Source organism: Alishewanella sp. HH-ZS (genome assembly GCF_001704375.1).
Classification (GTDB): Bacteria; Pseudomonadota; Gammaproteobacteria; order Enterobacterales; family Alteromonadaceae; genus Alishewanella; species Alishewanella aestuarii.
On the sequence record NZ_LZEJ01000018.1, the window covers coordinates 18,638 to 43,820 of the forward strand.

Sequence of the window (25,183 nt, forward strand, 5' to 3'; positions counted from 1 at the left end):
ACCTCGTTTAGCAACCCTTAGGTAAATAAACTTAGATCACCTTGTTAAAATTTCAACAAGATTTGTGAATTTTTTTACCAGCACCTTTGCACTGTTGCCAGATCAAAACCACCGTTAGCCCCCTTGCGCCCGGTCTGATCATAGGTCAGCACACCACAACCATCCCCAGCCTGGGCTGCGGATGGGGTTGCGGTAATCTGATAAGTTCTTTGACCTGGAGTGCCTAAACTAAAAATATAACGTTGGTTTAAATCGTTTATACATTGTAAATCAGGTAACTCAATATCTTCATAACTGAAGTTTGCCGAGTATCTTCGCTCCATAAAGTGGGACAGCTCCATCACGCAAGCGGTAGCTGCACCACGATTACTACGCAACACATAATCGCGGTAGGATGGGTAGGCAATAGAGGCCAGAATACCGACTATTGCCACCGCCACCATTAACTCGATTAGCGTGATACCTTTAATTTTATTTATCATCATGGATTACTTAACTCCCGCCAGGATACCCTGCCGCGTAAAAATTCCAGATCGACATCAACATCAGCAATACGGGTATCTGCCAAGCCGACAATCATTTTGTTATCAAAGAATACCGGCTCACTCGGCATACCATCAAAGCGGATCGCACTGACGACGGTAAGTTCACCATTGTTGACACCGGGAATACTTATAGAATCATTGCCATCAAAAATACCATCATTGTTACGATCAAAGAAATTGTAACGCAGACGACTACCTGTGTACGGGTCAACTGACATTACCCAGCCGCTACCTTGCGGATTACACAGGTTATCACCCGGAATAATAGTATTGACGACCATCGCATTACCAACCAGCTGCGGCCGGTTTACGATCCGCTCCCGCTGATCGCCCAAATCAATAAACCAGCCCCGCTTCGTCGTCATATCATTGGGTGCGCCCAGTTCAATGACACGGGCATTATTTTGCTCGCCGAGAATTTTTCGCTCCTGTAATTCACTACGGCTGGTAATCTTGGAACCATCCCGGATCCCATACCAGGTATTCAGGCTGCTGGTCAAAGGGTCCTCTTCTGACAACATCCGTCCGGTACCGAAGTTAACCCAAAGATAACCGGTCTTCGGATCCGAGCTCAGCGTTAAACCGCCGGTAACAGGTTGGCGCACGCCATTTTTGTCTGTTGCCACAAACAAGGGATCACCGCCATAAGCTACTGCCCAGCTGGCTGCTGTATTGGAAGATAAGTCAAACTTCCAGATATTGCCCTGCAGATCGCCAACAAAAAACCAATCCGTAATCCCATCGCCGTTAGCATCCCAGCCTTCAACCTGGCCAGTGCCATTATTCAAAGCAGTACCGGCATCTAGTTTTCGCAATACCTCGCCGGTTTCCAAATCAATAACCAATAAACCGGCCTTATTGACGCTATTGTTGTAACCATAGCCTACAACCACAGCCCACTTGTTATTATTTAAGCGCGCAACTACTGGTTTACTGGTTGTGATACCCAGCTCCGGAAAACTCTTATCCCAAAGTACCAGCTCCGCCGCATTAGCACTTGCCAATGCTGTGGGTGAGGTAACATCTATTGCAAACAGACCGGTACCACCGCGGCCTAAAGAACCTATGAGAATGGTTCTCCAACTGCCGCCGAGATAAACGTCAAAAGCGACCGGGGAGCCATCGACAAAGTAGCGGTGCTCGTATTCTGTGCTGGCATAATCCGCGAGATTTGCTGCTGGCGTAAGTACTGAAGCCGGAACATAAGCCATAATTTCCGTGCCATTGGTAGCATTAAACCCATGTAACATGCCATCGTTAGCGCCAACATAGACCACTGGTTGCCGGTTCTGTTGCTCGGCTAAAAAGTCCCGATAACTACTGGCACCTGCCCAATTGTAGCGCTGAAAATTGCGATTTACCGGATTTGCTAGGTACAATGGTGACGAGTTAGCAATATCACCCAATATACTGACCCGCTTTCTAAATTGGGCAGATTCACCTTCCTCTTTAGTCTGATCACCGCGCAGATAGTCAATCAAGTCTCCGTTGCCACTTAAGGCATTTCCATCAGCATTAACATTAGCAGTTGTAAAAGCCGCTGCACCGGCATTATTTCGCTTACCAAAGAAAATATTTCTACTATCCCAGGCCGGGAAATTGGCTTCCCAAACCGGCACTACAGTGTCGTCAATATTGAATGCCTTTAATGCACCACTCCACTCACCCGAATTAAAACTGCCCTGAAACACGAAATTATCTGCCTGGGTTGAGGTCGTAGTACCTGCCAGATTGGACGCTGACGCCACCCTATCTTGAATTGCCCTTAGCGTCGCCTCCAGTCTGCGGGCAAAATCATCCGGGTTATCTGCGGTAAAGAAACCACCACGACCATTAACTGCAGCATGCAGCAGGTCATCCAACTTAGCGGCATTCGTTGTCGGGTTGTTCCATGTAACACTAGCAAGATTACTAATCGCATTAAATGCAGTAGTAGGACTAACTGAGCCTGTTACACCTAACCCCACACCAAAGGTCACCATATGTTGCCAGAAGGCTGGGTTAATAGTGCTGGTTGGCACTCGATTTTCCAAATCAGGTCTCAGATCACGGTTCCAGTAATACATGGCAACGTCGGCTAGCGTGTTACTATGCCCATCAGAAAATGGCGATCTGGGCTGATATTGAAAACTCAAATTATTCGGACCTGTGATTAGAGGACCTGTGCTACCGTCAACATTGGCTCTGGCACCTGCGGTAGTTGCTTCGGCGTCATTCCAATAACCATCGGTCATCAGGATGGTAAAGCTCTGCCGGCAAGTAATATGATCTAAAGTCGGCTCTGTACCTGAGCCCGGATTTAACCCCCAGGGCCCTCTACTATCAGTACGGGAGAAGTAACGGCCCGCATCATCCAACGCCCTGCGCAGTGGGGTGTTAGAAGTTGGCCAATTACTTGTGTATAAACGACTGTAGAAATCGTCCTTATCAGAGCCGGAAAAAGGCCGTACGCCACGGATAATAGTTCTGGTACTGACACCGTCGACGTTAGTTGAAGCCGCATTTAGGGAACCAAAGCCGACCCGCATCCGCTCTGACTGACTAACGAAAGCCCGACCAATACCGCCTTGTGAAGCCAACATTCTGGAACGGTAGTAGGTATACCAATTGGCAAAATTCTGGATTTCCTGGGCATAAGTACAAACCCCGCCGGTACAATCGGTGCGGTTAGTCCTGCCACCGCCACTATAAGAGGTCGTGGTTGGCCGGATCTCCACTTTAGTATAACTGGCACGGGCAAAGCGGTTGCCGCCATTATACTGAAAATAGACCGCAGGAAAGAAAGTCCGGGTCTGACTACTGGTGCTGCATGAACTGGAGCCAGATGCACCGACAGTACAGGTAACCCAGGTTGCCGACTGGGAGTTGTCTGCCGTTAAGTTCCGGGTACCGACATTCCTGATCGGATGATGCGGCGCCGCAGCAGGGGGCGCTGGAGGAAAAGAGCTGCCGTCAGCCCTTACCCAAGGTCGATAGGTTATCTCTGGATTATAGTAAGACTTATTCACCTCGAAGGAGCGCATGGTAGCAACAAAGTTGCGTTCAGCTGCTGCTGTAGAGGATTCGTCACGGAATGAGACTACAGTATTTGTATAATCATCGGCGCCATAAACGCCATTGGCTCGAGGAAACATATAGTACGCTGAACCTCTGAACTCATCCGGCGTAATTTCCCAATGCATCGACCCCGAGTCATCGATAATAAACATAATATTGGGCGGCACAGCACTACCGGTTTGCAGTGGTACATTCGAGATCTGGATTGCACTGTGGGCACTGGCGGCGCCAAAGAGCAATCCGAACAAAAACGCCGGTTTACTCAGCATAGGTATTGCGTTAAAAGGTTTCATAGCTTGTCCTCAACGACGCCAAACGGTTTGTAACATGGTTTCTGCCCGGCCATCATTCGCTGGTACCCTGGCGGTAATTCTAAAGGTAGGTTGCAGGCAATTTGCCGGTATCGTTAACGAACGGTCACAGTCCGGCGGATAGGCCCAGTCCCCCATATATTCGATAATATATTCTGCCTGTACCACCATATCGTCATTCATCGCCGGCCCCGGTTGCCACTGCGAGTTATTCCCCGGTGCCCAACGATCGGCCGCCAGCGGATTGGGTAAATTGTAAATGCCCGGCTGACCTATCAAGCCAACTGGGCCAGCCGGCAAAGCTGCATTTTCTAAACGCCGCTCAGCGAAAAGTAAGGCTGCTTCCGCTTGTTGCATCACCAGCTGACTGTCATAGAGGTTACCTGTCATTCGCTCCTGTACTGTGGTACGCCGCATATTACTGACCGCAACCAGGGTAATGGCTAACAGCAGCAGTAAACTGACCACCAAAGCAACACCTTGTTGTCTGGATCTCATCATAATTACCCCAATCTATTACGCAGCGATACTAAGAAACGAATCGTTCTGGCGTTTGCCGGTACCTCTGTTCCTTGCAAAATAGCCGGATCTAAGGTTAGGGTGACGTTGACCGCTATAACCCTGCCCCAGGCATTAGCAGCGGTCACCGCCGCCGCTGTTTGAAATGCCATGGTGTCGCCGTTTAAGTAAGCAAACTGCAGATTGTTTACGCCAAATAGCACCTCTTCATTTAGTTGCCCGCCATTAATCAACGAAGCGCGAAACAATGACGAAACATTGGCATCATCCAGGCTGGGCGCGACAAACCAGGCCACGGACTCCAAACGCATTAGCATGGCGCCATTATTAAAGTTACGCGCCGGGTGCACACCGCAGGCCCAATCCTCCGGCGCGACAAAACCCAGGTTAGCGTCACAATTTAGCCCAGCTTCGGCCACCGTATGCTGAACTTCGTTTTGTGCTACGCCACCGACCTGATTAACCTGAAAAATACTGGCCAGGTTCTCATCACAGGCAATGGCCAACTCACCGGCTCCAACCACTGAAGGACTATTTAGTGTTAGTGTTTGGCCATCATATAAACGAATGGTATTACTTCTACCGCCACCGTAGAGCACCCGTAATGCTTCTGAGCCGGCATTAGCATTGCGGCCATTAATAGCGCCAACCGGCGCAGGCAAACCGCGGATACCCTGGCCATCGCGCCAATTGGCCCAAATTGGGTTAGTAGCGAGATCAATCGAGACCACATTTGCTACCCGCGGCGAGTTGCCACAACCGGTAAAGCCGGCATTGCGGATATCATGTGCCATTAGCAGATGTGCCATCCGGGCGGTATTCTGAATTTCTGCCAGCGCCTGATTGGCGCGGCCAGTGGTTTGATTGGCCAGGAATACTGTCAGAGCACCACCGAGTACCAGTAAGCCCAGTACCATCGCCACCATCAATTCAACCAGCGTGAAGCCTGTTAACTGCTTGTTCATGGCATAATTTCCGTAATAACCCGGCTATCAACGCCGGTTCTTTCATCATCCCATTCAATTGTCACAATATAGACATTTCGTGCAGCAACCCATTCAACTTCTGGACAAGTAGCTGCCCGAGTCGCTTGTTTCACGTCCAATACCCAGCCATGTGTGCCCAGCTCAGTACTGCCGGTACAATCACTAAAGGCAAAACTGCCCTGCCGTGCCAGTTCTGGATTCGCACGCAGTAACTCAGACAGGGTTTCGGTCAGGATCACTGCCATAGTCCGCTCCAGGGCATTATTGGTATGTCTGACACTGGCACCTTGTAACGCGGCTACACCTAATAACCCTATCCCCAGCACAAAGACTGCGATCATAACTTCCAGCAGGGTGACGCCCCGCTGTGCAGTTTGGCTTTTGCGATTTTTTAGTTTCATCACTGTACCTACGCTAAGTTAAGTCTGTCGGGGCATTACAGCCAGCGTTATGAATTTGCACAATTCTGACCCGTCCGCCGGATCTCAGCTGGATATCCCGTGCATTCGGATTGATACTGGCGACATTAGTACACACCCGCAGCACACCGTTTAATACCGCTTCCCGATTACCCTGGCGCACCACACCTTGCGGATTAAAGCGAATCACCTGCCTAACATTAAGGATCGAATCATCTATGGCAGGGCTGGCCAACAAGATAAGGTTGGCTGAGCTAAGACGACCAGCAGCAATCACAAGGTTATCTTCCGGGTTGGGGGCTAACCTGATGACCAGATAACCACGCCAGCCCGCAGCAGGTGCATTTTCGCAAACCAGCAGATCATTACTGTGGCAAAATACGATGTCCTGATTTTGCTTAATGGCTTCGTTTCTGGCCAACGCCAGTGCACCAAGCAGTTCATTTGATTGGCCGGTTAAACGGTTTGCGGCCAGTAAATTGCCAAAGCTGGGCACGGCTACAGTAATCACTATTGCCAGCACCGCCACTGTTACCATTACCTCGATTAACGTAAAGCCGGATATGTTTGCTTTTTGCACAGCCACTTCCTTATCGGGTGGTGAAAACCTGTCTCAGTTTTACTATAGCGGCGAGTACAAACAAGGTAAAAGCCGGCTTGACCAGCGGTTGAAATTTCAGATAAGCGGTTAAGCCAGCGCTTGTTTAACCTGGCTGAGCAGACGGCGGCTAACTTCCAGTAGCTCAGGGCGCCCCTGGCATTGCATATAGTGTTTGCCATCCCGGGTTAACAGCGCCTGACAATGCGCCTTATGCACCAGCAGACTACGATGGATCCGCAACAACTGATTTGGAAAACGTTGCTGTAGTGCCAACAGACTTTCTTCCAGCAAGATCTCCTGCGCCGGCAGTACCGCCGTCACATATTTATCGCCGGCGCGAAAATAACACACCTCACTCAGTGACAGTGAGCGTTTAATTCCGCCCTGCAGATAGACTAATTTCGCCGTGTCAGACTCCCGGGCTCGCTGGTCCGCCCGCGTTACCAGACTCAACTTCGCCAGTGCTTTATCCAAACTTTGCTGACTGACAGGTTTCAGTAAATAGTCTTTCGGCGCACAGTCATAGGCTGCCAGTGCATGTTCTGCATAAGCGGTGCAAAAGATGATTGCCGGTGGTGTTGGCTGAATGGCGAAAACCCTTGCCAGCTCTAAGCCATTTTTGCCGGGTAAGTTAATGTCCAGAAACACCACATCTGGCAGGTGTTGCTGATTGAGCAGGAGCGCCTGCTCAGCGTCCGCAGCTTCATCGATTTCTGCAAACTGCGCGCTCGTTTGCAGTAAACGTTTTAAGCGGGCCCGTGCCAGAGGTTCATCATCTATGATTAGCGCCCGCATCCGCTGTCTCCCGTTTTATGATAGGTAACACCAGTTTAACCCTGAATACACCATCCTGCGCGCTGCAGCTAAATTGCTGTCGCTCGACATAAAGCAGATCCAAACGATTGCGGATATTACTCAGCGCAATACCGTTTTGCTGCGTTAAGGCCGTGGCTGGCTGCATAGTGGAGTGGTTAATCGGATTCGTGATCAATAATACCAGCTGCTGCTGTCCAACCAGTAATTGCACCGAAATGGTGACCGGTTGCGACGCTGGTTCAACACCGTAACGTACTGCGTTTTCCAGCAAGGGTTGTAACGTCAGCGCCGGCAGCTGAGTATCCGGATAGTCTGCTGGCAGTTGCCAGTCCAGTTGCAGTTTATCGCCAAGCCGGATCGACTCCAGCTGCAAATACTTGCGCGCTAATGCCAGTTCCTGACTAAGCGGGATCAATTGCCCCGCCTGCATGGCGGCCCGGAATAAATCAGCCAGATCCAACAAACTCTGCTCTGCCGCCGCACTGGATTGATGCGTCAACTCTGCTATAGCATTTAAACTATTGAACAAAAAGTGCGGTGCAATCCTGGCCTGCAGGGCATCTAACTCGGCCCGCTGCTGGGCAACCAGCAGCCTGGCACGCTCGGCATGCATTAACAGTAGTTGAATTAACAATAACGAGACGACAAAAGCCAACAGCATATTCGCTGCAGTAAAATGCCAGACACTCTGATATTCCGGCAGGCCGGCAGCGAAGTACCACCAGATCACCAGCGACACCAGGACGGTTGCTAACAACAAGGCACTACCGACCAGCGTCGCCAGACGAGGCAAACTGACACCCGGCAAGCGTTGCAAGGCCGGACACAAGAACCCGAGACTTAACAAGGTTATCCAGTGACTGCAGAGCGATATCACCCCCAGTCTGAGCCAGGGGTCGCCGCTAATTCCGGGAGCAAAGGCCAGCAGGATAGCTACGGCCTGGGTTAACACCAGCAGCCGCAGCAGCATTTTACCGCGGCAAAGTGATGGAAAAACGCCAGACTGTTCGGGAGCTTGCGTCACAGTCTGTCGCATGGTCGTCTCCGCTTAACGTAGCTCAGCCGGAATGGCGAACACCACATTCTCTTCGCGGCCGGTGGTTTCGGTCACGGTTTTACCGCCCCACATTTTCAGCTGGCTAATCACATCCTGCACCAGAATTTCCGGCGCAGAAGCACCGGCGGTAACGGCAACCCGGCTGATACCGTCGAGCCAGCTTTGCTGGATATCGTTGGCGGTATCAATTAAATAGGCTTTGCAACCAAGCTTCTCCGCCAGCTCGCGTAAGCGGTTGGAGTTACTGCTGTTTTTCGCACCGACAACCAGCATCAGTTCAGCCTTGGCGGCCAACTCGCGCACCGCATCCTGGCGATTCTGCGTGGCATAGCAAATATCATCTTTGCGCGGCCCTTCAATGTCCGGAAAACGGGCGCGCAGCGCATCAATCACATCGGCGGTATCGTCTACCGACAAGGTAGTCTGACTGCTATAGCACAGCTGTGCCGGATTTTTAACCTGCAGTTTTGCCACATCCTCGACCGACTCCACCAGATAGATGCCACCTTCAGCATTATCATACTGGCCCATGGTGCCTTCTACCTCAGGATGTCCCGCATGACCAATCAGGATACATTCGGTGCCTTTGCGGCTGGCGCGGGTCACTTCCATATGCACCTTGGTCACTAATGGGCAGGTGGCATCAAACACCTTTAAACCGCGCTGCCGTGCATTTTCACGCACCGCCTGCGACACACCGTGGGCGCTGAAAATGACAATATGGCTATCCGGCACTTCGTCCAGTTCATCAACAAAGACTGCGCCGCGACGGCGTAAACCATCTACCACAAATTTATTGTGAACCACTTCATGCCGCACATAGATTGGATGCGGAAACAGCTCCAGCGCCCGCTCTACGATACTGATCGCCCGATCAACACCGGCACAAAAGCCCCGCGGATTAGCGAGTAAAATATCCATCTTTAGCTTACCTGCACAATTTCGACATTAAAGGTCAGGGTCTGACCCGCCAGCGGATGATTAAAATCAACGGTGACCGAATCGCCCACCACTTCCCGCACTAAGCCAGGCAATTCAGAGCCATCCGGCATCGCAAAGCCAATAATGGCGCCAACTTTCGCCGGCGCATCAGCCGAGAATTTACTGCGGTCAACGTAATAAATATTATCCGGGTTCGGCATACCATAGGCGTCTTCCGGGGCCAGGGTAAAGCTTTTTTTCTCACCGGCCGTCATACCTAACAGCTGGGCTTCAAATGCCGGTGACAAGCTGCCATCGCCCATCTGTAATTTTGCCGGCTTGTTGTGCACCCGGGTACTCTCGGCCGCACTGCCGTCGGCCAGCGTGATATCAAAGTGAAAAATTACTGTACTTTTGGCCTGAATTTCGCTCATTTTTTTGCCTCGGAATCACTGCTAAAACTGTCCCAGATAATCAGGGCGGCGCCAATACAGATCGCCGAATCTGCGATATTAAAGGCCGGGTAATGCCAGGTCTGGTAATACAGATGGAAAAAGTCTATTACGTAACCATAGATGCTGCGATCAATTAAATTACCGATAGCACCGGCAAACACCAGGCTTAATGCCAGTCCCAGCTTAATCTGCTGCCGTGGTAACCGGCTCATCCAGACCGCAATCACGCTACTTATCACCACCGCCAGAATCGTAAAGAACCAGCGCTGCCAGCCACCGGCGTCACTTAAGAACGAAAAGGCAGCGCCATAGTTACGCACATAGGTCAGATTAAAAAATGGCAACAGTTCAATCGAATCGTACAGGGCCATATTCTGATGTACCAGCTGCTTGGTCAGCTGATCCAGACCGATTAACAGCAGGATCAGCCACCACCAGCGCCAGGCGGTATTATTAAACAACTGCATCAGGCAAATTCCCGCTGTTCACCGCTACCTTCTACGTTACTGACGCAACGTAAACAAATACCCGGATGGGCGGCATCGGCGCCGACATCATGACGGTGGTGCCAGCAGCGCTCGCACTTGGCGGCGGTAGAGGCTTCTACCAGCACACTTAAACCTTTAATGGCGGTGGCCACCGCCGCAGCAGCCGGTTGCTCCGCACTCACCTTAGCGGTTGACGTAATCAGCACAAAACGCAGCTCGTCGCCCAGCTGTGACAGCGCCTGCGCCAATTCAGCACCGGCGAACAGTGTTACTTCAGCCTGTAAAGAGGCGCCGAGCTTTTCTTCGCGGCGCGCTGCTTCCAGCACCTTATTCACTTCATCGCGTACTTCTAACAGCTGTTGCCAGAAGGCGTCACTGAATTTACCTGCCGGTAAGTTGGCAAAACCCGGATACCAAACATCGGTAAACACATAAGGCGTGCTCTGGCCTGGTAAGGCCTCCCAGATTTCCTGCGCGGTAAAGCTCATTACCGGCGCCATCCAGCGTACCATCGCCTGAGCGATATGATACAGCGCAGTCTGGCAGGAGCGGCGGGCTTTGGACTCGGTGTGCGCGGTATACTGGCGATCTTTAATCACATCCAGATAGAAACTGCCAAGCTCCACGGTACAGAAATTCATCAGTTTCTGACTTACCTGATGGAACTGGTAGTTATCGTACGCATCAATAATTTCTTGTTGTAACTTCGCCGCCCGGTTTACTACCCACAGATCCAGCTCCACCAGTTCATTAAATGGCAAGGCATCCGTTTGCGGGTTAAAGCCATTCAGGTTGGCCAGCAGGAAACGCGCGGTATTCCGAATACGGCGGTATTTATCAGCGGCACGGTTCAGAATTTCATCCGATACCGTCATCTCCGAGGTGTAGTCCGTGGTCGCCACCCATAAGCGCAGAATATCAGCACCCAGTTTGTTCATCACATCCTGCGGTGACACCACATTGCCCAGGGATTTCGACATCTTGCGGCCTTCACCATCCACGGTAAAGCCATGTGTCAGTACCTGTTTATACGGCGCCTTGCCTTTAATGCTGACGCCAGTCATCAGTGACGACATAAACCAGCCACGGTGCTGATCCGAACCTTCTAAATACAGGTCAATTTCGGCGCCATGGAATTCCGGCCGCGCATCTACGACTGCGGCATGGGTTACACCAGAGTCAAACCAGACATCCAGGGTATCGGTAACCTTAACGTAATCCGAAGCGTCCGCGCCCAACAGCTCAGCAGCATCCAGATCAAACCAGGCCTGAATACCAGACTGTTCAACTTTCTGCGCCACCTGCTCAATCAGCTCGGCCGTGTGTGGATGCAAGGCACTGTTGTCTTTGCGCACGAAGAGCGCAATTGGCACGCCCCAGGTGCGCTGGCGTGAAATACACCAGTCCGGCCGGCCGGCGACCATATTTTCAATCCGCTGCTGCCCCCAATCGGGGATCCAGCGGGTTTGCTCAATTTCCGTTAATGACGTCTGGCGCAGGCCCTGCTGCTCCATGCTGATAAACCACTGCGGCGTGGCACGGAAAATAATGGGCGTTTTATGGCGCCAGCAATGCGGATAACTGTGCTTATAGGCTTTGTGCACCAATAAGGCACCGGCCGCTTTCAGCGCTTCAACCACGGTGTCATTGGCTTTAAACACATGTTGCCCGGCAAACAGCGGCGTATCCGGTAGATAAACCCCATTGGCACCAACCGGGTTAGCGACTTCCAGGCCATATTTCTGGCCAACCACAAAGTCTTCCTGACCATGGCCCGGTGCCGTATGCACACAGCCGGTACCCGAATCCGTCGTAACATGTTCGCCTAACACTACCGGCACGCTAAAGTCATACAGCGGATGCTGCAACTGAACTAAATCCAGCGCCGCGCCCTGACAGAAACCCAGCGCATGGTAATGCTCGATATTGGCGCGCGCCATCACGTCTTTCACCAGCTCAGTGGCCAGAATTAAGCGCTCTGCGCCATTTGGACCTTGCTCAACCTGTACCAGCGAATACTGTAAGTCAGCGTTGAGGGCCACGGCGCGGTTCGCCGGAATGGTCCAAGGAGTGGTGGTCCAGATCACCACCGAAATCGGGCCCTGACCGGCATGACCAGCCGGATGATCAAACTTATCCGCAACGCTGTCATCCAGTACTTTAAAGCGCACATCAATCGCGGGGGAGACCTTGTCCTGATATTCTACTTCGGCTTCGGCCAAGGCCGAACCACAGTCGGTACACCAGTGCACCGGCTTAAAGCCCTGTTGCAAGTGGCCATTACCGATAATTTTGCCCAGGCTGCGGATAATATTGGCTTCGGTCGCATAATCCATAGTGCGATACGGCTTATACCAATCGCCTAATACCCCTAACCGGATAAAGTCAGTGCGCTGGGCTTCAATTTGCGTTAGCGCATACTCGCGGCATTTGTCACGAAACTCCGCTGGCGTCAGCTTGGTACCCGGCTTGCCGTATTTTTTCTCCACCACCAGCTCAATCGGCAGACCATGACAATCCCAGCCCGGGACATAGGGCGCATCAAAATCAGACAGGGTTTTGGCTTTAACAATAATATCTTTCAGAATTTTGTTAACGGCATGACCGATATGGATATTGCCATTGGCATAGGGCGGGCCATCGTGCAGGATAAAGGTTTTCTTGCCTTTTTTTGCACTGCGGATCTGACCATAGAGATCATCCTGCGTCCACTTGGCCAGCATTTGCGGTTCCCGCTGCGCCAGATTACCGCGCATGGCAAAGGCCGTTTCCGGTAAATTAAGGGTATGCTTGTAATCGCTCATCCGTTTCGGTTCCGTTAGGTTGTCGGGGCCTGCGCGGACGCGGCCTCACTAAAATACTGTTGTGCTGCCGCAACATCGGCGGCAATTTGTTGTTGCAACGCATCCAGACTGGCAAAACGTTGCTCGGCTCGAAGTTTATGCCGTAGCTCTACCCGGATCTGGCTGCCATATAAATCCTGATTAAAATCAAATAAATGGGCTTCTAACTGCTCACGACTGCCCTGCACTGTCGGTCGGTTGCCAATATTGGCGACACCGTTAAAAACACCATAACAAGTATGCGCTGTAATAGCGTACACGCCCGACACCGGTAGCTTACGCCGGTAAAGCCAGACATTGGCCGTCGGAAAACCCAGATCCCGCCCCAGCTTACGGCCATGGCGCACCCGGCCGCTTAGTGTAAAAGGCCGCCCCAGCATGGCGGCGGCTCTGTCCAGTTGGTCTTGTTGCAGCGCTTCGCGAATCAAAGTGCTGCTGACCCGCTGCTCGCCCAGTTTTAAACTGGAGGTACTGTTTAAACCAAAGCCATATTGCGCCGCGGCCTGGGCCAGTAAGGCATAATTACCACTGCGGTTTTTGCCAAAATGAAAATCATCGCCCACAATCAGATGCCGCACGCCCAGCTTATCCAGCAACAGGGTTTTGATAAACTGCTGCGGATCCTGAGCGGCAAAGCTGCGATTAAAATTCACACACAGCATGCGGTCAATCCCGACGGCGGCCAGCGCCTGATATTTTTCGCGAAAGCGGCTTAAACGCGCTGGCGCGGCATTACCGGCAAACAGCTCCAGCGGCTGCGGCTCAAATACCATAACGCAGGATGGCAGCTTAAGTGACTGCGCTAACTGCTGCACCTTTGCCAGCACCGCCTGATGCCCCAGATGCACACCATCAAAATTGCCAATAGTCAGTACACAGCCTTGATGCTGCGGCAGAATATTATGGATACCGCGGATTAACTCCATGCCTGCAATAATGCCTCTGGTGCCTGTAAACGCCGGATTATAACCGGATTAGTGACGGCTTTCAGCAACAGATTTCGCTTTAAAATCAGCCAAACGTACCCCGAAAAGCAACAGCAAGGCGAAGTACAGCAGCACCGCGCCGACACAAAGGCTACTTAACAACAGAATTTGTGCTGCCAGTGGCCGGGCAATCCAGTCATTCAATTCTGGACTTAACCACCACAAGGTTGCCGCCATTAAGATCGCGGCCAAGCTAAACTTGGCTAAGAACCAGCAGTTTTGCCGGCTTAGCCGATATATTCCGGCTAGCTTTAAACCCCGATACAATAAAAACGCATTTAAACTGGCCGACATCGCAGTCGCTAGCGCCAGACCGACATAACTTAAAAACGGTGCCAGCATCAGGTTAAACACCATATTAGCGACCATGGCAATAATGCCAATTTTTACCGGGGTTTTAATATCTTGCCTGGCGTAGTAGCCAGGTGCCAGCACCTTAATCAGCATATAGCTGAGCAAACCACAGCTATATGCCACCAGACTGTATGACACCATCAGCACATCCTGCTGGGTAAATTCGCCGCGCATAAAGAGCACACTGATAATGGGCTGGCCCAGCACCATCAGCGCCAGCATCGCCGGTAAGCCAAACATCACCACAAAACGGATCGCCCAATCCAGCGTATGCGAAAAACGCTCCGCATTGGCAGTGGCATGATGGCGTGACAGGTTCGGTAGAATGACAGTGGCAATCGCAATACCGAATAAACCCAATGGAAATTCAATTAAGCGATCTGAGTAGTACAGCCAGCTCACCGCACCGGTTAATAAAAACGACGCGATCACTGTATCCAACAGCAGGTTGATCTGACTGACAGATACCCCGAAAAGCGCCGGCAACATCAGGGTGCGGATTTTCGTCACGCCCGGATCGCGCCAACCCCATTTTGGCATCACCAGCAAACCGGCTTTGGCCAGAAACGGCAGTTGAAACAACAGCTGCACCACGCCACCGATAAACACACCCCAGGCCAGGGCCAGCGCAGGCTCATCCAGCGTCGGTGCCAGGTAGAGCGCACTGCCGATAATGGCAATATTTAAAAATACCGGCGTAAAGGCCGCCACCGCAAAGCGGTTATAGGTATTTAGAATGGCACCCGACAAGGCAACCAAGGTGATAAACCACAGGTAGGGAAAAGTGATTTTCAGCATTAACGAGGCCAGCTCAAACTTATGCGCATCCGGGCCATCGTTAAGCCATTCGATAAACCAGCCCATACCAAACAGCAAGGCTAATAGCGGTGAGGCAATGACACCAAATAAGGTCACCAGCGTAACAATCACGCCGAGAGTACCAGCGACTTTCGCCACCAGTTCGCGCACCGCATCATCGCCATGCTGCGCTTTCACCTCACTTAGTACCGGCACAAAGGCCTGCGAGAAAGCGCCTTCGGCAAATAAACGACGTAAGAAATTTGGAATGCGGTTTGCAAAAAAGAATACGTCGGCCGCCGCACCGGCGCCGACAAAATTAGCAACCACCACATCGCGGACCAGCCCCAACACCCGTGAAATCAGGGTCATAAAACTTACAATCAGCCCTGACTTTAATAATTTTCCCGACACCTGAAACTCCTGTGTATAATGCGTCGCTATTTTCACCTGTTCGGGGCGCCAATTACCAGCGGTAATCCCAATTAAATTGCTGGCCTTTTCGCGGAAAGCATTTGACAATGGCACAGTAAATAGGCATATTATGCGGCCTTTAAAGAGTCCGGTTTAGTTTTTAGGAGTGTTACCTTGGCTAACATTAAGTCTGCTAAGAAGCGCGCAATTCAATCAGAAAAACGTCGTCAGCAAAACGCCAGTCAACGTTCTATGATGCGTACTTTCATCAAGAAAACCTACGCAGCGGTGTTAACTGCTGACGCAGTTGCTTCTCAGGAAGCATTCAACAAAATGGTTCCGGTAATTGACCGCATGGCGGCCAAAGGTCTGATCCATAAGAACAAAGCAGCTCGTCATAAAGCTCGCTTAAATGCACATGTTAAAGCGTTAAAAGCCGCTTAACTGTCAGAGTTCGACGAAAAAGCCAGCTAATGCTGGCTTTTTTGTTTTACGCGATTCTTCATAGTAAAGGTCAACAAACCCTGATAGCGGCCAAAAATAAAGGCTGCCGTAGCAACCTTTATTCTGAACAGTACAATTTATGCATCAACGCGATCAATGCCTCGGCCTCGGCGCTGTTAAGGCGGTAAAATACCGTTTGTGCTTCTTTGCGGGTTTTCACCAGTTTATGCTTTCGTAACAATGCCAAATGCTGCGAAAGGGCTGACTGACTTAAATCCAGCTTTTCGTTAATTTCACCCACCGACATTTCACTTTCTAACAGGTGACATAAAATAATCAGCCGCCGTTCATTCGAAACGGCTTTCAGCAATTTCACCGCTTGTGCTGAGTTCTTCAGCATATCTTCTAAATTCATTTATTGTTACCGTACCTGACTGAACCTGAAAAAGAACCCAGAGCTGACAACTGAAGCCCTGATACGCCTGACCAGCCTCAGACCAACAATCAGAGCAAAGGTTGCACCAGATGACTAATTCGCTCTGCCGAAAATGGCTTCACGACAAAAGCCTTGGCACCACCTGCTACTGCCGCTTTCAGGTTGTCGACGCTGGAGTGGGCCGACACCATAAAAATATGCGAGTGCTGATCAATACGCCGGAATCGTTGTAAGAGTACCTTACCGTTGATGTCTGGCAGCTGAATATCCAAAAAAACCAGCTGCGGTTGCTGTTGCACAAATAAGGCTTCAGCACTGGCGCCATCTGCGGCCTCATGCACTACCGCTACGCCAAGCGACTGCAGGATCTGTTTCAGATAATGTCTGCTGGTTAGCGTATCGTCTACCACCAGCGCCGTCAGGCCTGATGATGCGTCTCCCTGTGTCTGCCCTTGCATCCTGAAGGTACTCCTTACTCAGTTAGTCTGGCTTTTTCTTACGTTAGCCGCTAAATCTGGGTTTAATCCGTTAAAGATGATAAATTCGAAAAAATCTAAACTACCAAGGTCACTTAGCATATGAAACTCTGGATCAGCACAATAATAGCAGCTTTTAGTCTGAATGTGCAGGCAACAACCCTACCACTGGATAAAGATTTGGCCTATAAGCTGGTGGAATCCTTAACCGTCGAGGTCGGGCCGCGCCTGGCTGGCAGTGAAGCTGACATCCGCTCTGTGATCTGGGCCGAGCAACATTTTAAACAGTTAGGTTTTGATAAAGTCTGGCGCGAGCCGTTTGAGATGCTGTATTGGGAGCGTGGTGACGCCAGTCTGCGCGTTGGTGCTCCTTTCAACCAGGCCTTGGTACTCACCGCTCTGGGTGGCTCTGTGGGTACGCCCTTTGATGGTATCACGGCGCAGGTCGTGATGTTTAATACGCTGGAAGAGTTGATTGCCGCCGAGCCGTCACAGGTCAAAGATCGTATCGTCTTTATTAACCATGCGCTGGAAAAAGACATCCGTGGTGGCTTCTACGGCCAGGTAGTCGGTGGTCGCGCCCGCGGTGCTGTCGAAGCGGCAAAACTCAGTGCCAAAGCCTTGCTGATCCGCTCGGTCGGCAGCAGCAGCAACCGGTTCGCTCATACCGGTCAGATGCGCTATGAAGAGGGCGTGCCGCGGATCCCGGCGGCGGCGATCTCGGTACCTGACGCCTTGCAGCTTAGTAAAATGCTCAGCCGTAACCCGGAAGTCAGCTTAAGCTTGCAAATGAACAACAAGCTGCCAGGCACCGTCACCAGCCATAATGTGATTGCGGAAATTACCGGCAGTAAAAGACCGGATGAAATTGTGTTAATTAGTGCGCACCTGGATTCCTGGGACGAAGGCACCGGGGCTTTGGATGATGGCGCCGGGGTGGGCATCGTAATGGCGACGGCCGCCCTGCTAAAACAGGAAAAGCCGGAGCGCACGATCCGCGTGGTGCTGTTTGGCAACGAAGAAGGCGGTCTGATTGGCGCCCGTGCGTATGCCGCCCGTCATCACCAACAACTGCATAAGCATGTCTTTGCCTCTGAATCTGACTTTGGTGCCGGCCGGGTTTGGCGTTTTGATACCGGTATGGGCGAGCAGGCGCTGCAATTTGCCAGACAGATCCAGCAACAACTGGCACCGCTGGGTATTGCCATGGGTCCGAATACCGCCTCAGGTGGTCCGGATGTGTCAATTTTAAAGGCTCAGGGCGTGCCAGTCGCCAGCCTGATGCAGGATGGCACCGATTACTTCGATTATCACCATACGCCAAACGATACCCTGGATAAAATTGATCCAACGGCACTGCGGCAAAACCTGGAAGCCTGGCTGATTATGACCCGCGCCATCGCCAATAGCAGCGTTGATTTACGCCAGTAAACTCCCCCCTGCCCCTGCTGTCGCCATTATGACAGCAGGGTTACATCTATTAAAAAATCTAATTTGAAATCTACAATATTCCTCAGTTGAGTAAAAACTCGACACTGCTCATAATGCGCGCAATTAACCTGCCGTATCGTGGAGCCTGCAGATGGAAAACTTAATTTATGACATTATCAGCTGGGTTGGCCTGACGATCTGTATCGGCGCCTTTTTTATCAAAGATGTATTCTGGCTGAGATTAGCTACATTAATAGGTTGCAGCCTGTTATTTGTCTATTACAGCCATATTGCCATTCCGCAAGGGGTGATCTCCAATCTGCTGGTATTGCTGATTAACGCCTACTATTTACTGCGCTTTGCTGCGGCACGCAAAAAAGCCGCCAGTAGCGACGCCGTACCCGCCGCCTTAAAACCGCAAGCCGAATAAGCCGCTTTTTTCTAAAGCGGCTTGCCGTTATACTTTCCGATCTTTCAGGTCTGGACCAGCGCTAGCTTTTTAACGTAGTGCATCCAGACCATGCTAATCGACGGAGACCGCTATGCAGGAAGATGAATTCGAGCTGTTTCTTTCTGAAATGGCCGATGTAAAGCCACTGACTCAGGATGCTGTGCTGCAAGCCAACGCTGAGTTTAGCCCCACTTTGGCGCAGCAAGCCAGACGCAAGGCGGCGGAACAGGAAATGGAGTATGATCCGCATTACCTGAGCATGGAATATGTCGAGCTGGTCAAGCCGGATGACGTCTTTGCCTATTGTAAAGACGGCGTGCAACAAGGGGTATACCGCAATCTGCGCCTGGGCAAGTATCAACTGGATGCCACCCTGAACCTGCTGGGCAAAACACTGATCGAAGCCCGCGGCGCGCTACAGCAATTTATTACCGACTGCCATCAACGGGGCGTGCGTACCTTATTGATCCAGCATGGTATGGGCCGCAACAGCAAGCCGCATCCAGCCATCTTACGTAGCTATGTTTTTAAATGGTTACCGGCTTTTGGTGTCGTTCTGGCAGCGCATACCGCTCAGCGTCAACATGGCGGCTATAGCGCCACCTATGTCCTGCTGCAGAAAAATGCCGAACAAAAACGCGAAAACCGGGAACGACACAGCAAGAAATAGCACAAAAGGCTACCGCACCGCGGCAGACAGATAAAAAATTAAGGGCCCAAAAGGCCCTTAATTTTTAAATCACCCAGCAAACGGCTTCTGCCCGGGTGAGAAAGGCTGACAACGCCATTAAAATCACGGCAATAGCCAGAGTGGTAAAGCCAAAACCACGACTGGACGCTTTACTCATAACCTAACCTCAACATTTATTCTTATTATTCTGTCACGGCAACAGCCCTGGTTGCGACCGGCAGGCAGGTTACTGCGACCAAAAGAGTGTAGTCCGTTAATAACTCCTTGGCAACGCTGTAATTTTAACCAGTTAATAGCCCTGTTGCCGGTCGATTTGATTTAACAATGCTAAGCCGGCTTCACTACGCAGGTAATTCTCTGCGATCTGCGCCACCACTGTATCCACCCGGGTTACCGCTGAGATATGCGGTGTGACCAAAATCGACGGATGCGACCAGAACGGATGCGTTGCCGCAAGGGGCTCTTGCCGGAACACATCAAGACACGCCGCCTGAACCTGCCCACTGTTCAGTGCGGCCAATAAATCTGCCTCCACCAGCAGCGCGCCACGCGCGACATTGACCAGTATCACTCCCGGCTTCATCAGGGCAAACAGCTGTTTATTTAACAGATCCTCGGTGGCACTGGTCAGTGGTAATAAACAGATCACCAGATCGGCATCGTTAAGAGCTGCGGCTAAGCCATCAACGCCGGCATAGCAAGTTACACCGCTAAGCTGTTGCGGGCGACGGGCCCAGCCCGTCACCTGATAGCCCTGCATCTGAAAAAATTGTGCGGCCGCCGCGCCCAGTTCACCTAACCCCAGCACACAAAGCTTGCGCAACTGACGTGGGCTTTTCGGTTTCCAATGCGCCTGCTGTTGCTGGCGATGAAACTGATCCAGGCGCAAACGGTAATAGCTTTCAATACCGGCCAGATAACGCAGCATAGACTCAGTTAACGCCGGATCAACAACCCGCGCCAGCGGTACCGCGGGCAGCTCGGGATCGGCAAGAATACTATCCACACCGGCACCATAACTTTGCAGCGCTTTTAAATTCGGTAACTGCTGTAAACAGCCTGCCGGGTGCTTCCATACCACGGCAAAGGTGACAGCAGCAGGATCATTCAGCTCGGGCCAGACCTCAATCGTTACCCCCGGTAGGGCGGCACTGAGCCGTTGTTGTAAGTCATCCAGTTTTCGATCAGGGATAATCAGGGCAATAGTCACAGCTCACTCCATATCTTGGCCAGGGTGCCAACCTTAGCATAAAAGCGGCACTTCGGCTGTCGTCAAACTGCCATAAAACTGCCAACTTGGCGTCATACAAAGGCATTAGGCTCAACTGTGTGACCCTATGTAACAGGTGAGAGGACAGAGCGATGCTGAATGTCGAACAAATGATCGAACAACAACTGCCCCAGGTTGACCGCCAGAGCTGGTTTTACCGGCCGGTTAAAGGATTCCTCAGCTACCTGTTACATGAGCAGGATTTTCAGAATTTTGCCAAGCGCTACCCGCACCTGCAGGGACTGGAGTTTGTGGAGCAGGTGCTGGACTATTTTAACTTCAGCTACGCCGTACGCGACAACGAGCTGGAGCGGATCCCGGCGACCGGGCGGGTGGTGATTATCGCCAATCATCCGATCGGCTCGCTGGACGGGCTGGCCCTGCTAAAGCTGGTCAGCGAGATCCGGCCAGATGTTAAGGTACTGGCCAATCAGCTGCTGATGGCACTACCGCCGCTGCACCCCCTCTTGTTACCGGTAAATAATATGACAGGTGGCACCGAGCGGCGCCGCTTAGACGCCATTGCCGCCCATCTGGCGGCAGAAGGCGCGCTGATCCTGTTTCCGGCCGGTGAGGTGTCACGCTTAAAACCCAATGGGATCCGGGACGGCAAGTGGCATAGCGGCTTTTTGCGCTTTGCCAGTCAAAGTAAGGCACCAATCCTGCCGATCTATATTGGTGGGCGCAATTCGGCGCTGTTTTACAGTGCCTCGATGCTATATAAACCGCTGGCCACCTTATTGTTGGTAAAGGAAATGTTTAAGCAACAGCGCAAATCGATCACGCTGCGCATTGGTGAAAGCATTCCGTTTGACAGCTTTAACCACCTACAGCTGGAGCTGGTAGATAAAGTTAAACTGTTTAAAAAGCACCTGTACCGGCTGGCAAAAGATAAAGCCCCGCTGTTTAAAACCCAGAGTGCGATAGCGCATCCGGAAGAGCGGGCTGTACTGAAAAAGGCCGTAGAAAGTTGCCAGTTGCTGGGCGAAACCGGCGATGGCAAAAAAATCTACCTCTATCATCATCAGCAAAGTTCGCCGGTAATGCGTGAAATCGGCCGCCTGCGCGAGCTGGCGTTTCGGGCTGTCGGTGAAGGCTGTGGCCAGCGCCGTGATATTGACCGTTTCGACAGCCACTATGAACATCTGATCCTGTGGGATAGCGATGATTTGGAGATTGTCGGCGCCTACCGTTTTGCCAATACGGCCCGGGTGATCGCTGATCACGGCTTAGCTGGCTTATATACCGCCTCGCTATTTCAATTTAGCGCTCAGATGCAACCTTATCTCGCGCAGGGGCTGGAGCTGGGACGCAGCTTTGTGCAACCGCGCTATTGGGGTAAGCGCAGCCTGGACTATCTGTGGTATGGCATTGGTGCTTACCTTAAGCAGTATCCGGAACTACGCTATCTGTTTGGCGGCGTTAGTCTGTCGAACAGCTACCCGCAAGCAGCCCGGGATCTGATGGTCTATTTCTACTCTTTATATTTTCAGGATGAACAGCGAACAGCGGTATCAAATCAGCCCTATCAGCTGCCGCACGCTATTCTGCAACAGCTGCAGCAGCACTTCAGCGGTCAGGACTATGCGGCAGACTTTGTGCAGCTAAAACACCTGCTAGCGAATATGGGGGTAAGTATTCCCACCTTATATAAACAATACAGTGAGCTGTGCGAGCCAGGCGGTGTGAAATTTCTGGCCTTTGGCACGGATCCGGATTTCGCTGACTGCATTGATGGCCTGGTACTGGTAGACCTGACGCAGCTAAAAGCACAAAAACGCGCCCGTTATCTAAGCTAATCCGCCGTTTCTTGTGGCTTAGTGTAAAGATGCGGTAAAGTTCAGCCGCGATTCAGCCGCAGCCCACTATAAGTTGTATACTTAATGTCCATCCCTCTGCCGGCGCAATCTATCGCCCGTGGTTAGGAGCTTGATATGACGATACAACGAACCCTGCCACAGCTACTATTAGCCCTGGCAATTTTATTGCTCAGTGCCTGCGCCAGTCAGGCACAAAGCCGCACCAGTAACAGCGAGGCCGAGCTGGACCAGATGCTGGCCCCGATTGCACTGTATCCGGATTCAGTACTAACCCACGTCTTGATCGCCTCGACCTATCCGCTGGAAATTGTGCAGGCGGCGCGCTGGTTAGAGCGCAATCCGGATCTCAGCGGCGAAGACGCGCTAGAAGCCGTGCAGGGCCAGGACTGGGACCCCAGTGTGCAGGCTCTGGTTGCCTTCCCACAGTTAGTGCAACGCCTGAATGATGATCTGCAATGGACGCAGCGGCTGGGAGAAATCTTTTTAGCCGATGAGCCAGCGTTACTGGCCAGTATTCAGCGCTTACGGCAACGCGCCTATGCCCAGGGCTCATTGCAGCAGATGGAGCATGTGGTGGTGGAGCGCGAACGCGAAGTGATCGTGATTGAACCGGCGCGGCGTGAGGTGATTTACGTACCCTACTACGATACCCGGGTGGTTTACGGTAACTGGTGGTGGCCAGCCTATCCACCACTGTATTGGTATGAGCCTGTCGGTCACCGCAGCCGGGTCAGCTTTTACTGGAGTAGTGGCTTTTACGTCAGGCCAGCGTTTTATTTCAGCGTCTTCGACTGGCACCGTCATCATGTGATAGTGCACCACCATTACTATCATAAGCCACCGCGCTATTATCCAAAACGGCAGCATTTCCATAATGCGCCTCGCTGGCAGCATGACCATTATCACCGTCGTGGCGTGCATTACCGGCACAGTCAATTGCGTGACCGGCCAGACTATCAGCACCACCCGGACCGGCCACGCCGCCATGACGATACGCAGCACAGACCTCGCGAACAGTGGCGTGCTGAGCGAAATCAGGAGCAGCGCTCACAAACTGATAATCGCTTTATTCCGGCCGACAGCAAGCTACGTCAGGCAAATCGCGAAGCTGAGGCTGCGCCACGCAGTGCACAGCGCGAAGGCCGTCAGTATGACAGCAACCGCCAACCACGCCAGTATGAGGCAGCTCGAAGCGAACGGCCGCAGCGTCAGGAGCGCCCGACGGACGGACGTATTGTTCAGCAATGGGCGGAAAATGAGCAGCGGATCCAGCCAATCCCTGTTGCAGACACCAGCCCGGCCGTTGACCGGCAGCGGCCACAGCGTGTGCAGGACAGCGCGCTACGCACACAACAGCGCAACGAAGTATTAAATAGAGAACAGCAGCGCAGTGAGGCGCTAGGCAGAGAGCAGCGCGTGCAGTATCAACGGCCGCAGCCAGAGGTAAGAACCGAGCGGGTGCAGCCGCAAAGATTTCAGCAAGAGCGGGTACAACCGGTTAGTCGGCCAGCGCAGGACAGCCAGCGGGTACAACCGCAGCGGCCACAAATGGAACAACGGCAAGCCGTTGTTAGCCGGCCAGCAAGCGAGAGCCGGACAACAGGTTCGATCTCCGAGCGCTCTAACCGCTTTGAAAACCGGCGCCAACAGCAGGACTAGGCTTGGTTGGGGCGTGTTCCCTACCACTTTGTTGATATAGAACAATACTTACCATTAAAGGCCCGCTTTGTAGCGGGCTTTTTTGATCCAGCCCAAGGTTTTCACCGCCAGCAAGCGCACAATGGCGCCAGTTATCTGACGGGAGAATATAATGAAAACAATGTTATCTACAGTAGCACTGGGCCTGAGTTTAGTTGCCGCCCCTGCCATGGCCGAATTTTCTGTCAACGTTGGTGCCATCAGCGTGATGCCAAGTGACAGCAGCGGCAATCTGAATGTGGTGGAAGCCGTCGCAGGCTTACCAGCCGGCTCAACTGGCGTCAAGGTGAATGACAATACCCAACTGGGCCTGACCTTTGACTACAAACTGGATAAAAACTGGGGCGTGCAGTTAATTGCCGCAACCCCCTTTACCCACAAAATCAGTGGCGATGGCGCTATTGACGGTTTAAAAGTAGGTAAAACCAAGCATTTACCGCCTACCTTACTCGGCCAGTATTATTTTGATGTTGGTAACAGCAACATTCAGCCTTTTGTTGGCCTGGGCGTCAACTACACCAACTTCTTTAATACCGAAGCCGACGGTCAGCTGAAAAGCACGCTGGTCGCGCTGGGTGCGGCTGGTGCTAGTGATCCTGTGACCATTAAGCTGAAAAACTCCTGGGGCCTGGCCGCACAAGCCGGCGTCAATATCAAACTGGCTGATAACCTGGGTGTCCACCTGATGATCAGCAAAATTGATATCGATACTAAGGCGCATGTCCGGGTGAATGGCAATACAGTGCAAAGCGTTGATGTCAGCATTGATCCGCTGGTAGCGATGATTGGTCTGCGCTGGACGCTGTAAGTTTTATCTTGCCCTTTGCCGTCAACATTACGGTGTTGACGGTATTTTTCCGGGCGCTCCGACCAAAGTCGGGGCTTTTCCCGCTCCG

The 25,183-nt window shown here is 52.0% G+C and carries 24 protein-coding genes; 7 read left to right on the forward strand and 17 right to left on the reverse strand.

From position 1 onward, the window contains the following. Window positions 1–74: 74 nt before the first annotated feature. From A9165_RS08800 to murJ, 14 genes are all read right to left on the reverse strand, one after another. A complete protein-coding gene (locus A9165_RS08800; RefSeq protein ID WP_065955603.1) occupies window positions 75–485 on the reverse strand; it encodes a type IV pilin protein in 411 nt (136 codons plus the stop codon). Continuing rightward, window positions 482–3,895, reverse strand: coding sequence for a pilus assembly protein (locus tag A9165_RS08805; protein ID WP_065955604.1), 3,414 nt, complete (start codon window positions 3,893–3,895; stop codon window positions 482–484). The genes A9165_RS08800 and A9165_RS08805 overlap by 4 nt, the downstream gene beginning before the upstream one ends. A gap of 9 nt (window positions 3,896–3,904) precedes the next feature. Continuing rightward, entirely contained in the window at window positions 3,905–4,414 is a 510-nt protein-coding gene (locus tag A9165_RS08810; protein ID WP_065955605.1) for a PilX N-terminal domain-containing pilus assembly protein, read from the reverse strand. Window positions 4,415–4,416: 2 nt separating this feature from the next. Next, a complete protein-coding gene (locus A9165_RS08815; protein WP_065955606.1) occupies window positions 4,417–5,397 on the reverse strand; it encodes a PilW family protein in 981 nt (326 codons plus the stop codon). Then, entirely contained in the window at window positions 5,394–5,819 is a 426-nt protein-coding gene (gene pilV / locus A9165_RS08820) for a type IV pilus modification protein PilV (protein ID WP_065955607.1), read from the reverse strand. The genes A9165_RS08815 and pilV overlap by 4 nt, the downstream gene beginning before the upstream one ends. 13 nt (window positions 5,820–5,832) lie before the next feature. After that, a complete protein-coding gene (locus tag A9165_RS08825) occupies window positions 5,833–6,417 on the reverse strand; it encodes a GspH/FimT family pseudopilin (RefSeq protein ID WP_065955608.1) in 585 nt (194 codons plus the stop codon). 108 nt (window positions 6,418–6,525) lie between these two features. Continuing rightward, entirely contained in the window at window positions 6,526–7,233 is a 708-nt protein-coding gene (locus A9165_RS08830) for a LytTR family DNA-binding domain-containing protein (RefSeq protein ID WP_008608882.1), read from the reverse strand. Further along, window positions 7,211–8,290 carry a sensor histidine kinase gene (locus A9165_RS08835; protein WP_065955609.1) on the reverse strand — a complete coding sequence of 360 codons (1,080 nt, stop codon included), beginning with the start codon at window positions 8,288–8,290 and terminating at the stop codon, window positions 7,211–7,213. Before A9165_RS08835 ends, A9165_RS08830 begins: the two co-directional genes overlap by 23 nt. Before the next feature lie 12 nt (window positions 8,291–8,302). Continuing rightward, window positions 8,303–9,232 (reverse strand): 4-hydroxy-3-methylbut-2-enyl diphosphate reductase, encoded by a 930-nt coding sequence (ispH, locus tag A9165_RS08840; protein ID WP_065955610.1) that lies wholly within the window; start codon window positions 9,230–9,232, stop codon window positions 8,303–8,305. Window positions 9,233–9,234: 2 nt separating this feature from the next. Beyond that, a complete protein-coding gene (gene fkpB / locus A9165_RS08845) occupies window positions 9,235–9,666 on the reverse strand; it encodes an FKBP-type peptidyl-prolyl cis-trans isomerase (RefSeq protein ID WP_065955611.1) in 432 nt (143 codons plus the stop codon). Further along, complete coding sequence (gene lspA / locus A9165_RS08850; protein WP_065955612.1) at window positions 9,663–10,154, reverse strand: signal peptidase II; 492 nt, start codon at window positions 10,152–10,154, stop codon at window positions 9,663–9,665. Before lspA ends, fkpB begins: the two co-directional genes overlap by 4 nt. Further along, window positions 10,154–12,979: an isoleucine--tRNA ligase gene (ileS, locus tag A9165_RS08855; protein ID WP_065955613.1), complete on the reverse strand. Its 2,826-nt coding sequence runs from the start codon at window positions 12,977–12,979 to the stop codon at window positions 10,154–10,156. The genes lspA and ileS overlap by 1 nt, the downstream gene beginning before the upstream one ends. 14 nt (window positions 12,980–12,993) lie before the next feature. Continuing rightward, window positions 12,994–13,944, reverse strand: coding sequence for a bifunctional riboflavin kinase/FAD synthetase (ribF, locus tag A9165_RS08860; protein ID WP_065955614.1), 951 nt, complete (start codon window positions 13,942–13,944; stop codon window positions 12,994–12,996). Window positions 13,945–13,992: 48 nt separating this feature from the next. Next, window positions 13,993–15,570, reverse strand: a complete 1,578-nt coding sequence (gene murJ / locus A9165_RS08865) for a murein biosynthesis integral membrane protein MurJ (protein ID WP_065955635.1) — start codon at window positions 15,568–15,570, stop codon at window positions 13,993–13,995. A gap of 174 nt (window positions 15,571–15,744) precedes the next feature. On the opposite strand from murJ, the gene rpsT reads away from it, so the two are divergent. Next, window positions 15,745–16,014 (forward strand): 30S ribosomal protein S20, encoded by a 270-nt coding sequence (gene rpsT / locus A9165_RS08870; protein WP_008608893.1) that lies wholly within the window; start codon window positions 15,745–15,747, stop codon window positions 16,012–16,014. Between the two features lie 118 nt (window positions 16,015–16,132). Here the strand turns inward: rpsT and A9165_RS08875 are convergent, their stop codons facing one another. Together A9165_RS08875 and A9165_RS08880 are read right to left on the reverse strand one after the other, a co-directional pair. Next, window positions 16,133–16,429 carry a metalloregulator ArsR/SmtB family transcription factor gene (locus A9165_RS08875; RefSeq protein WP_065955615.1) on the reverse strand — a complete coding sequence of 99 codons (297 nt, stop codon included), beginning with the start codon at window positions 16,427–16,429 and terminating at the stop codon, window positions 16,133–16,135. Between the two features lie 89 nt (window positions 16,430–16,518). Further along, entirely contained in the window at window positions 16,519–16,908 is a 390-nt protein-coding gene (locus tag A9165_RS08880; RefSeq protein WP_008608896.1) for a response regulator, read from the reverse strand. Window positions 16,909–17,028: 120 nt separating this feature from the next. On the opposite strand from A9165_RS08880, the gene A9165_RS08885 reads away from it, so the two are divergent. The 3 genes from A9165_RS08885 (at window position 17,029) to smrA (ending at window position 19,478) form a co-directional block, all read left to right on the forward strand. Further along, window positions 17,029–18,357, forward strand: a complete 1,329-nt coding sequence (locus tag A9165_RS08885) for a M20/M25/M40 family metallo-hydrolase (RefSeq protein WP_065955616.1) — start codon at window positions 17,029–17,031, stop codon at window positions 18,355–18,357. A 151-nt stretch (window positions 18,358–18,508) separates the two neighbouring features. Next, window positions 18,509–18,787, forward strand: a complete 279-nt coding sequence (locus A9165_RS08890) for a hypothetical protein (RefSeq protein ID WP_065955617.1) — start codon at window positions 18,509–18,511, stop codon at window positions 18,785–18,787. A gap of 112 nt (window positions 18,788–18,899) precedes the next feature. After that, window positions 18,900–19,478 carry a DNA endonuclease SmrA gene (smrA, locus tag A9165_RS08895; protein ID WP_008949982.1) on the forward strand — a complete coding sequence of 193 codons (579 nt, stop codon included), beginning with the start codon at window positions 18,900–18,902 and terminating at the stop codon, window positions 19,476–19,478. A 310-nt stretch (window positions 19,479–19,788) separates the two neighbouring features. On the opposite strand, the gene A9165_RS08900 is transcribed toward smrA, so the two are convergent. Beyond that, window positions 19,789–20,709, reverse strand: a complete 921-nt coding sequence (locus A9165_RS08900; RefSeq protein ID WP_065955618.1) for a glyoxylate/hydroxypyruvate reductase A — start codon at window positions 20,707–20,709, stop codon at window positions 19,789–19,791. A gap of 152 nt (window positions 20,710–20,861) precedes the next feature. Between A9165_RS08900 and A9165_RS08905 the strand changes: the two genes are divergently transcribed. From A9165_RS08905 to A9165_RS08915, 3 genes are all read left to right on the forward strand, one after another. Further along, complete coding sequence (locus A9165_RS08905) at window positions 20,862–22,568, forward strand: lysophospholipid acyltransferase family protein (RefSeq protein WP_065955619.1); 1,707 nt, start codon at window positions 20,862–20,864, stop codon at window positions 22,566–22,568. 135 nt (window positions 22,569–22,703) lie between these two features. Continuing rightward, the gene (locus A9165_RS08910) at window positions 22,704–24,248 is read left to right on the forward strand and encodes a DUF3300 domain-containing protein (protein ID WP_065955620.1); all 1,545 of its coding nucleotides are present in this window, start codon (window positions 22,704–22,706) and stop codon (window positions 24,246–24,248) included. 151 nt (window positions 24,249–24,399) lie between these two features. Then, a complete protein-coding gene (locus A9165_RS08915) occupies window positions 24,400–25,095 on the forward strand; it encodes an OmpW family protein (RefSeq protein ID WP_065955621.1) in 696 nt (231 codons plus the stop codon). The last annotated feature ends 88 nt before the right edge of the window (window positions 25,096–25,183 follow it).

What these genes read in the sequence shown, in the direction of transcription:
- A9165_RS08800 (WP_065955603.1), bottom strand. Translation starts at nt 485, where the DNA reads ATGATGATAAATAAAATTAAAGGTATCACGCTAATCGAGTTAATGGTG.
- A9165_RS08805 (WP_065955604.1), bottom strand. Translation starts at nt 3,895, where the DNA reads ATGAAACCTTTTAACGCAATACCTATGCTGAGTAAACCGGCGTTTTTG.
- A9165_RS08810 (WP_065955605.1), bottom strand. Translation starts at nt 4,414, where the DNA reads ATGATGAGATCCAGACAACAAGGTGTTGCTTTGGTGGTCAGTTTACTG.
- A9165_RS08815 (WP_065955606.1), bottom strand. Translation starts at nt 5,397, where the DNA reads ATGAACAAGCAGTTAACAGGCTTCACGCTGGTTGAATTGATGGTGGCG.
- pilV (WP_065955607.1), bottom strand. Translation starts at nt 5,819, where the DNA reads ATGAAACTAAAAAATCGCAAAAGCCAAACTGCACAGCGGGGCGTCACC.
- A9165_RS08830 (WP_008608882.1), bottom strand. Translation starts at nt 7,233, where the DNA reads ATGCGGGCGCTAATCATAGATGATGAACCTCTGGCACGGGCCCGCTTA.
- A9165_RS08835 (WP_065955609.1), bottom strand. Translation starts at nt 8,290, where the DNA reads ATGCGACAGACTGTGACGCAAGCTCCCGAACAGTCTGGCGTTTTTCCA.
- ispH (WP_065955610.1), bottom strand. Translation starts at nt 9,232, where the DNA reads ATGGATATTTTACTCGCTAATCCGCGGGGCTTTTGTGCCGGTGTTGAT.
- fkpB (WP_065955611.1), bottom strand. Translation starts at nt 9,666, where the DNA reads ATGAGCGAAATTCAGGCCAAAAGTACAGTAATTTTTCACTTTGATATC.
- lspA (WP_065955612.1), bottom strand. Translation starts at nt 10,154, where the DNA reads ATGCAGTTGTTTAATAATACCGCCTGGCGCTGGTGGTGGCTGATCCTG.
- ileS (WP_065955613.1), bottom strand. Translation starts at nt 12,979, where the DNA reads ATGAGCGATTACAAGCATACCCTTAATTTACCGGAAACGGCCTTTGCC.
- ribF (WP_065955614.1), bottom strand. Translation starts at nt 13,944, where the DNA reads ATGGAGTTAATCCGCGGTATCCATAATATTCTGCCGCAGCATCAAGGC.
- A9165_RS08875 (WP_065955615.1), bottom strand. Translation starts at nt 16,429, where the DNA reads ATGAATTTAGAAGATATGCTGAAGAACTCAGCACAAGCGGTGAAATTG.
- A9165_RS08880 (WP_008608896.1), bottom strand. Translation starts at nt 16,908, where the DNA reads ATGCAAGGGCAGACACAGGGAGACGCATCATCAGGCCTGACGGCGCTG.
- A9165_RS08885 (WP_065955616.1), top strand. Translation starts at nt 17,029, where the DNA reads ATGAAACTCTGGATCAGCACAATAATAGCAGCTTTTAGTCTGAATGTG.
- A9165_RS08890 (WP_065955617.1), top strand. Translation starts at nt 18,509, where the DNA reads ATGGAAAACTTAATTTATGACATTATCAGCTGGGTTGGCCTGACGATC.
- smrA (WP_008949982.1), top strand. Translation starts at nt 18,900, where the DNA reads ATGCAGGAAGATGAATTCGAGCTGTTTCTTTCTGAAATGGCCGATGTA.
- A9165_RS08905 (WP_065955619.1), top strand. Translation starts at nt 20,862, where the DNA reads ATGCTGAATGTCGAACAAATGATCGAACAACAACTGCCCCAGGTTGAC.
- A9165_RS08910 (WP_065955620.1), top strand. Translation starts at nt 22,704, where the DNA reads ATGACGATACAACGAACCCTGCCACAGCTACTATTAGCCCTGGCAATT.
- A9165_RS08915 (WP_065955621.1), top strand. Translation starts at nt 24,400, where the DNA reads ATGAAAACAATGTTATCTACAGTAGCACTGGGCCTGAGTTTAGTTGCC.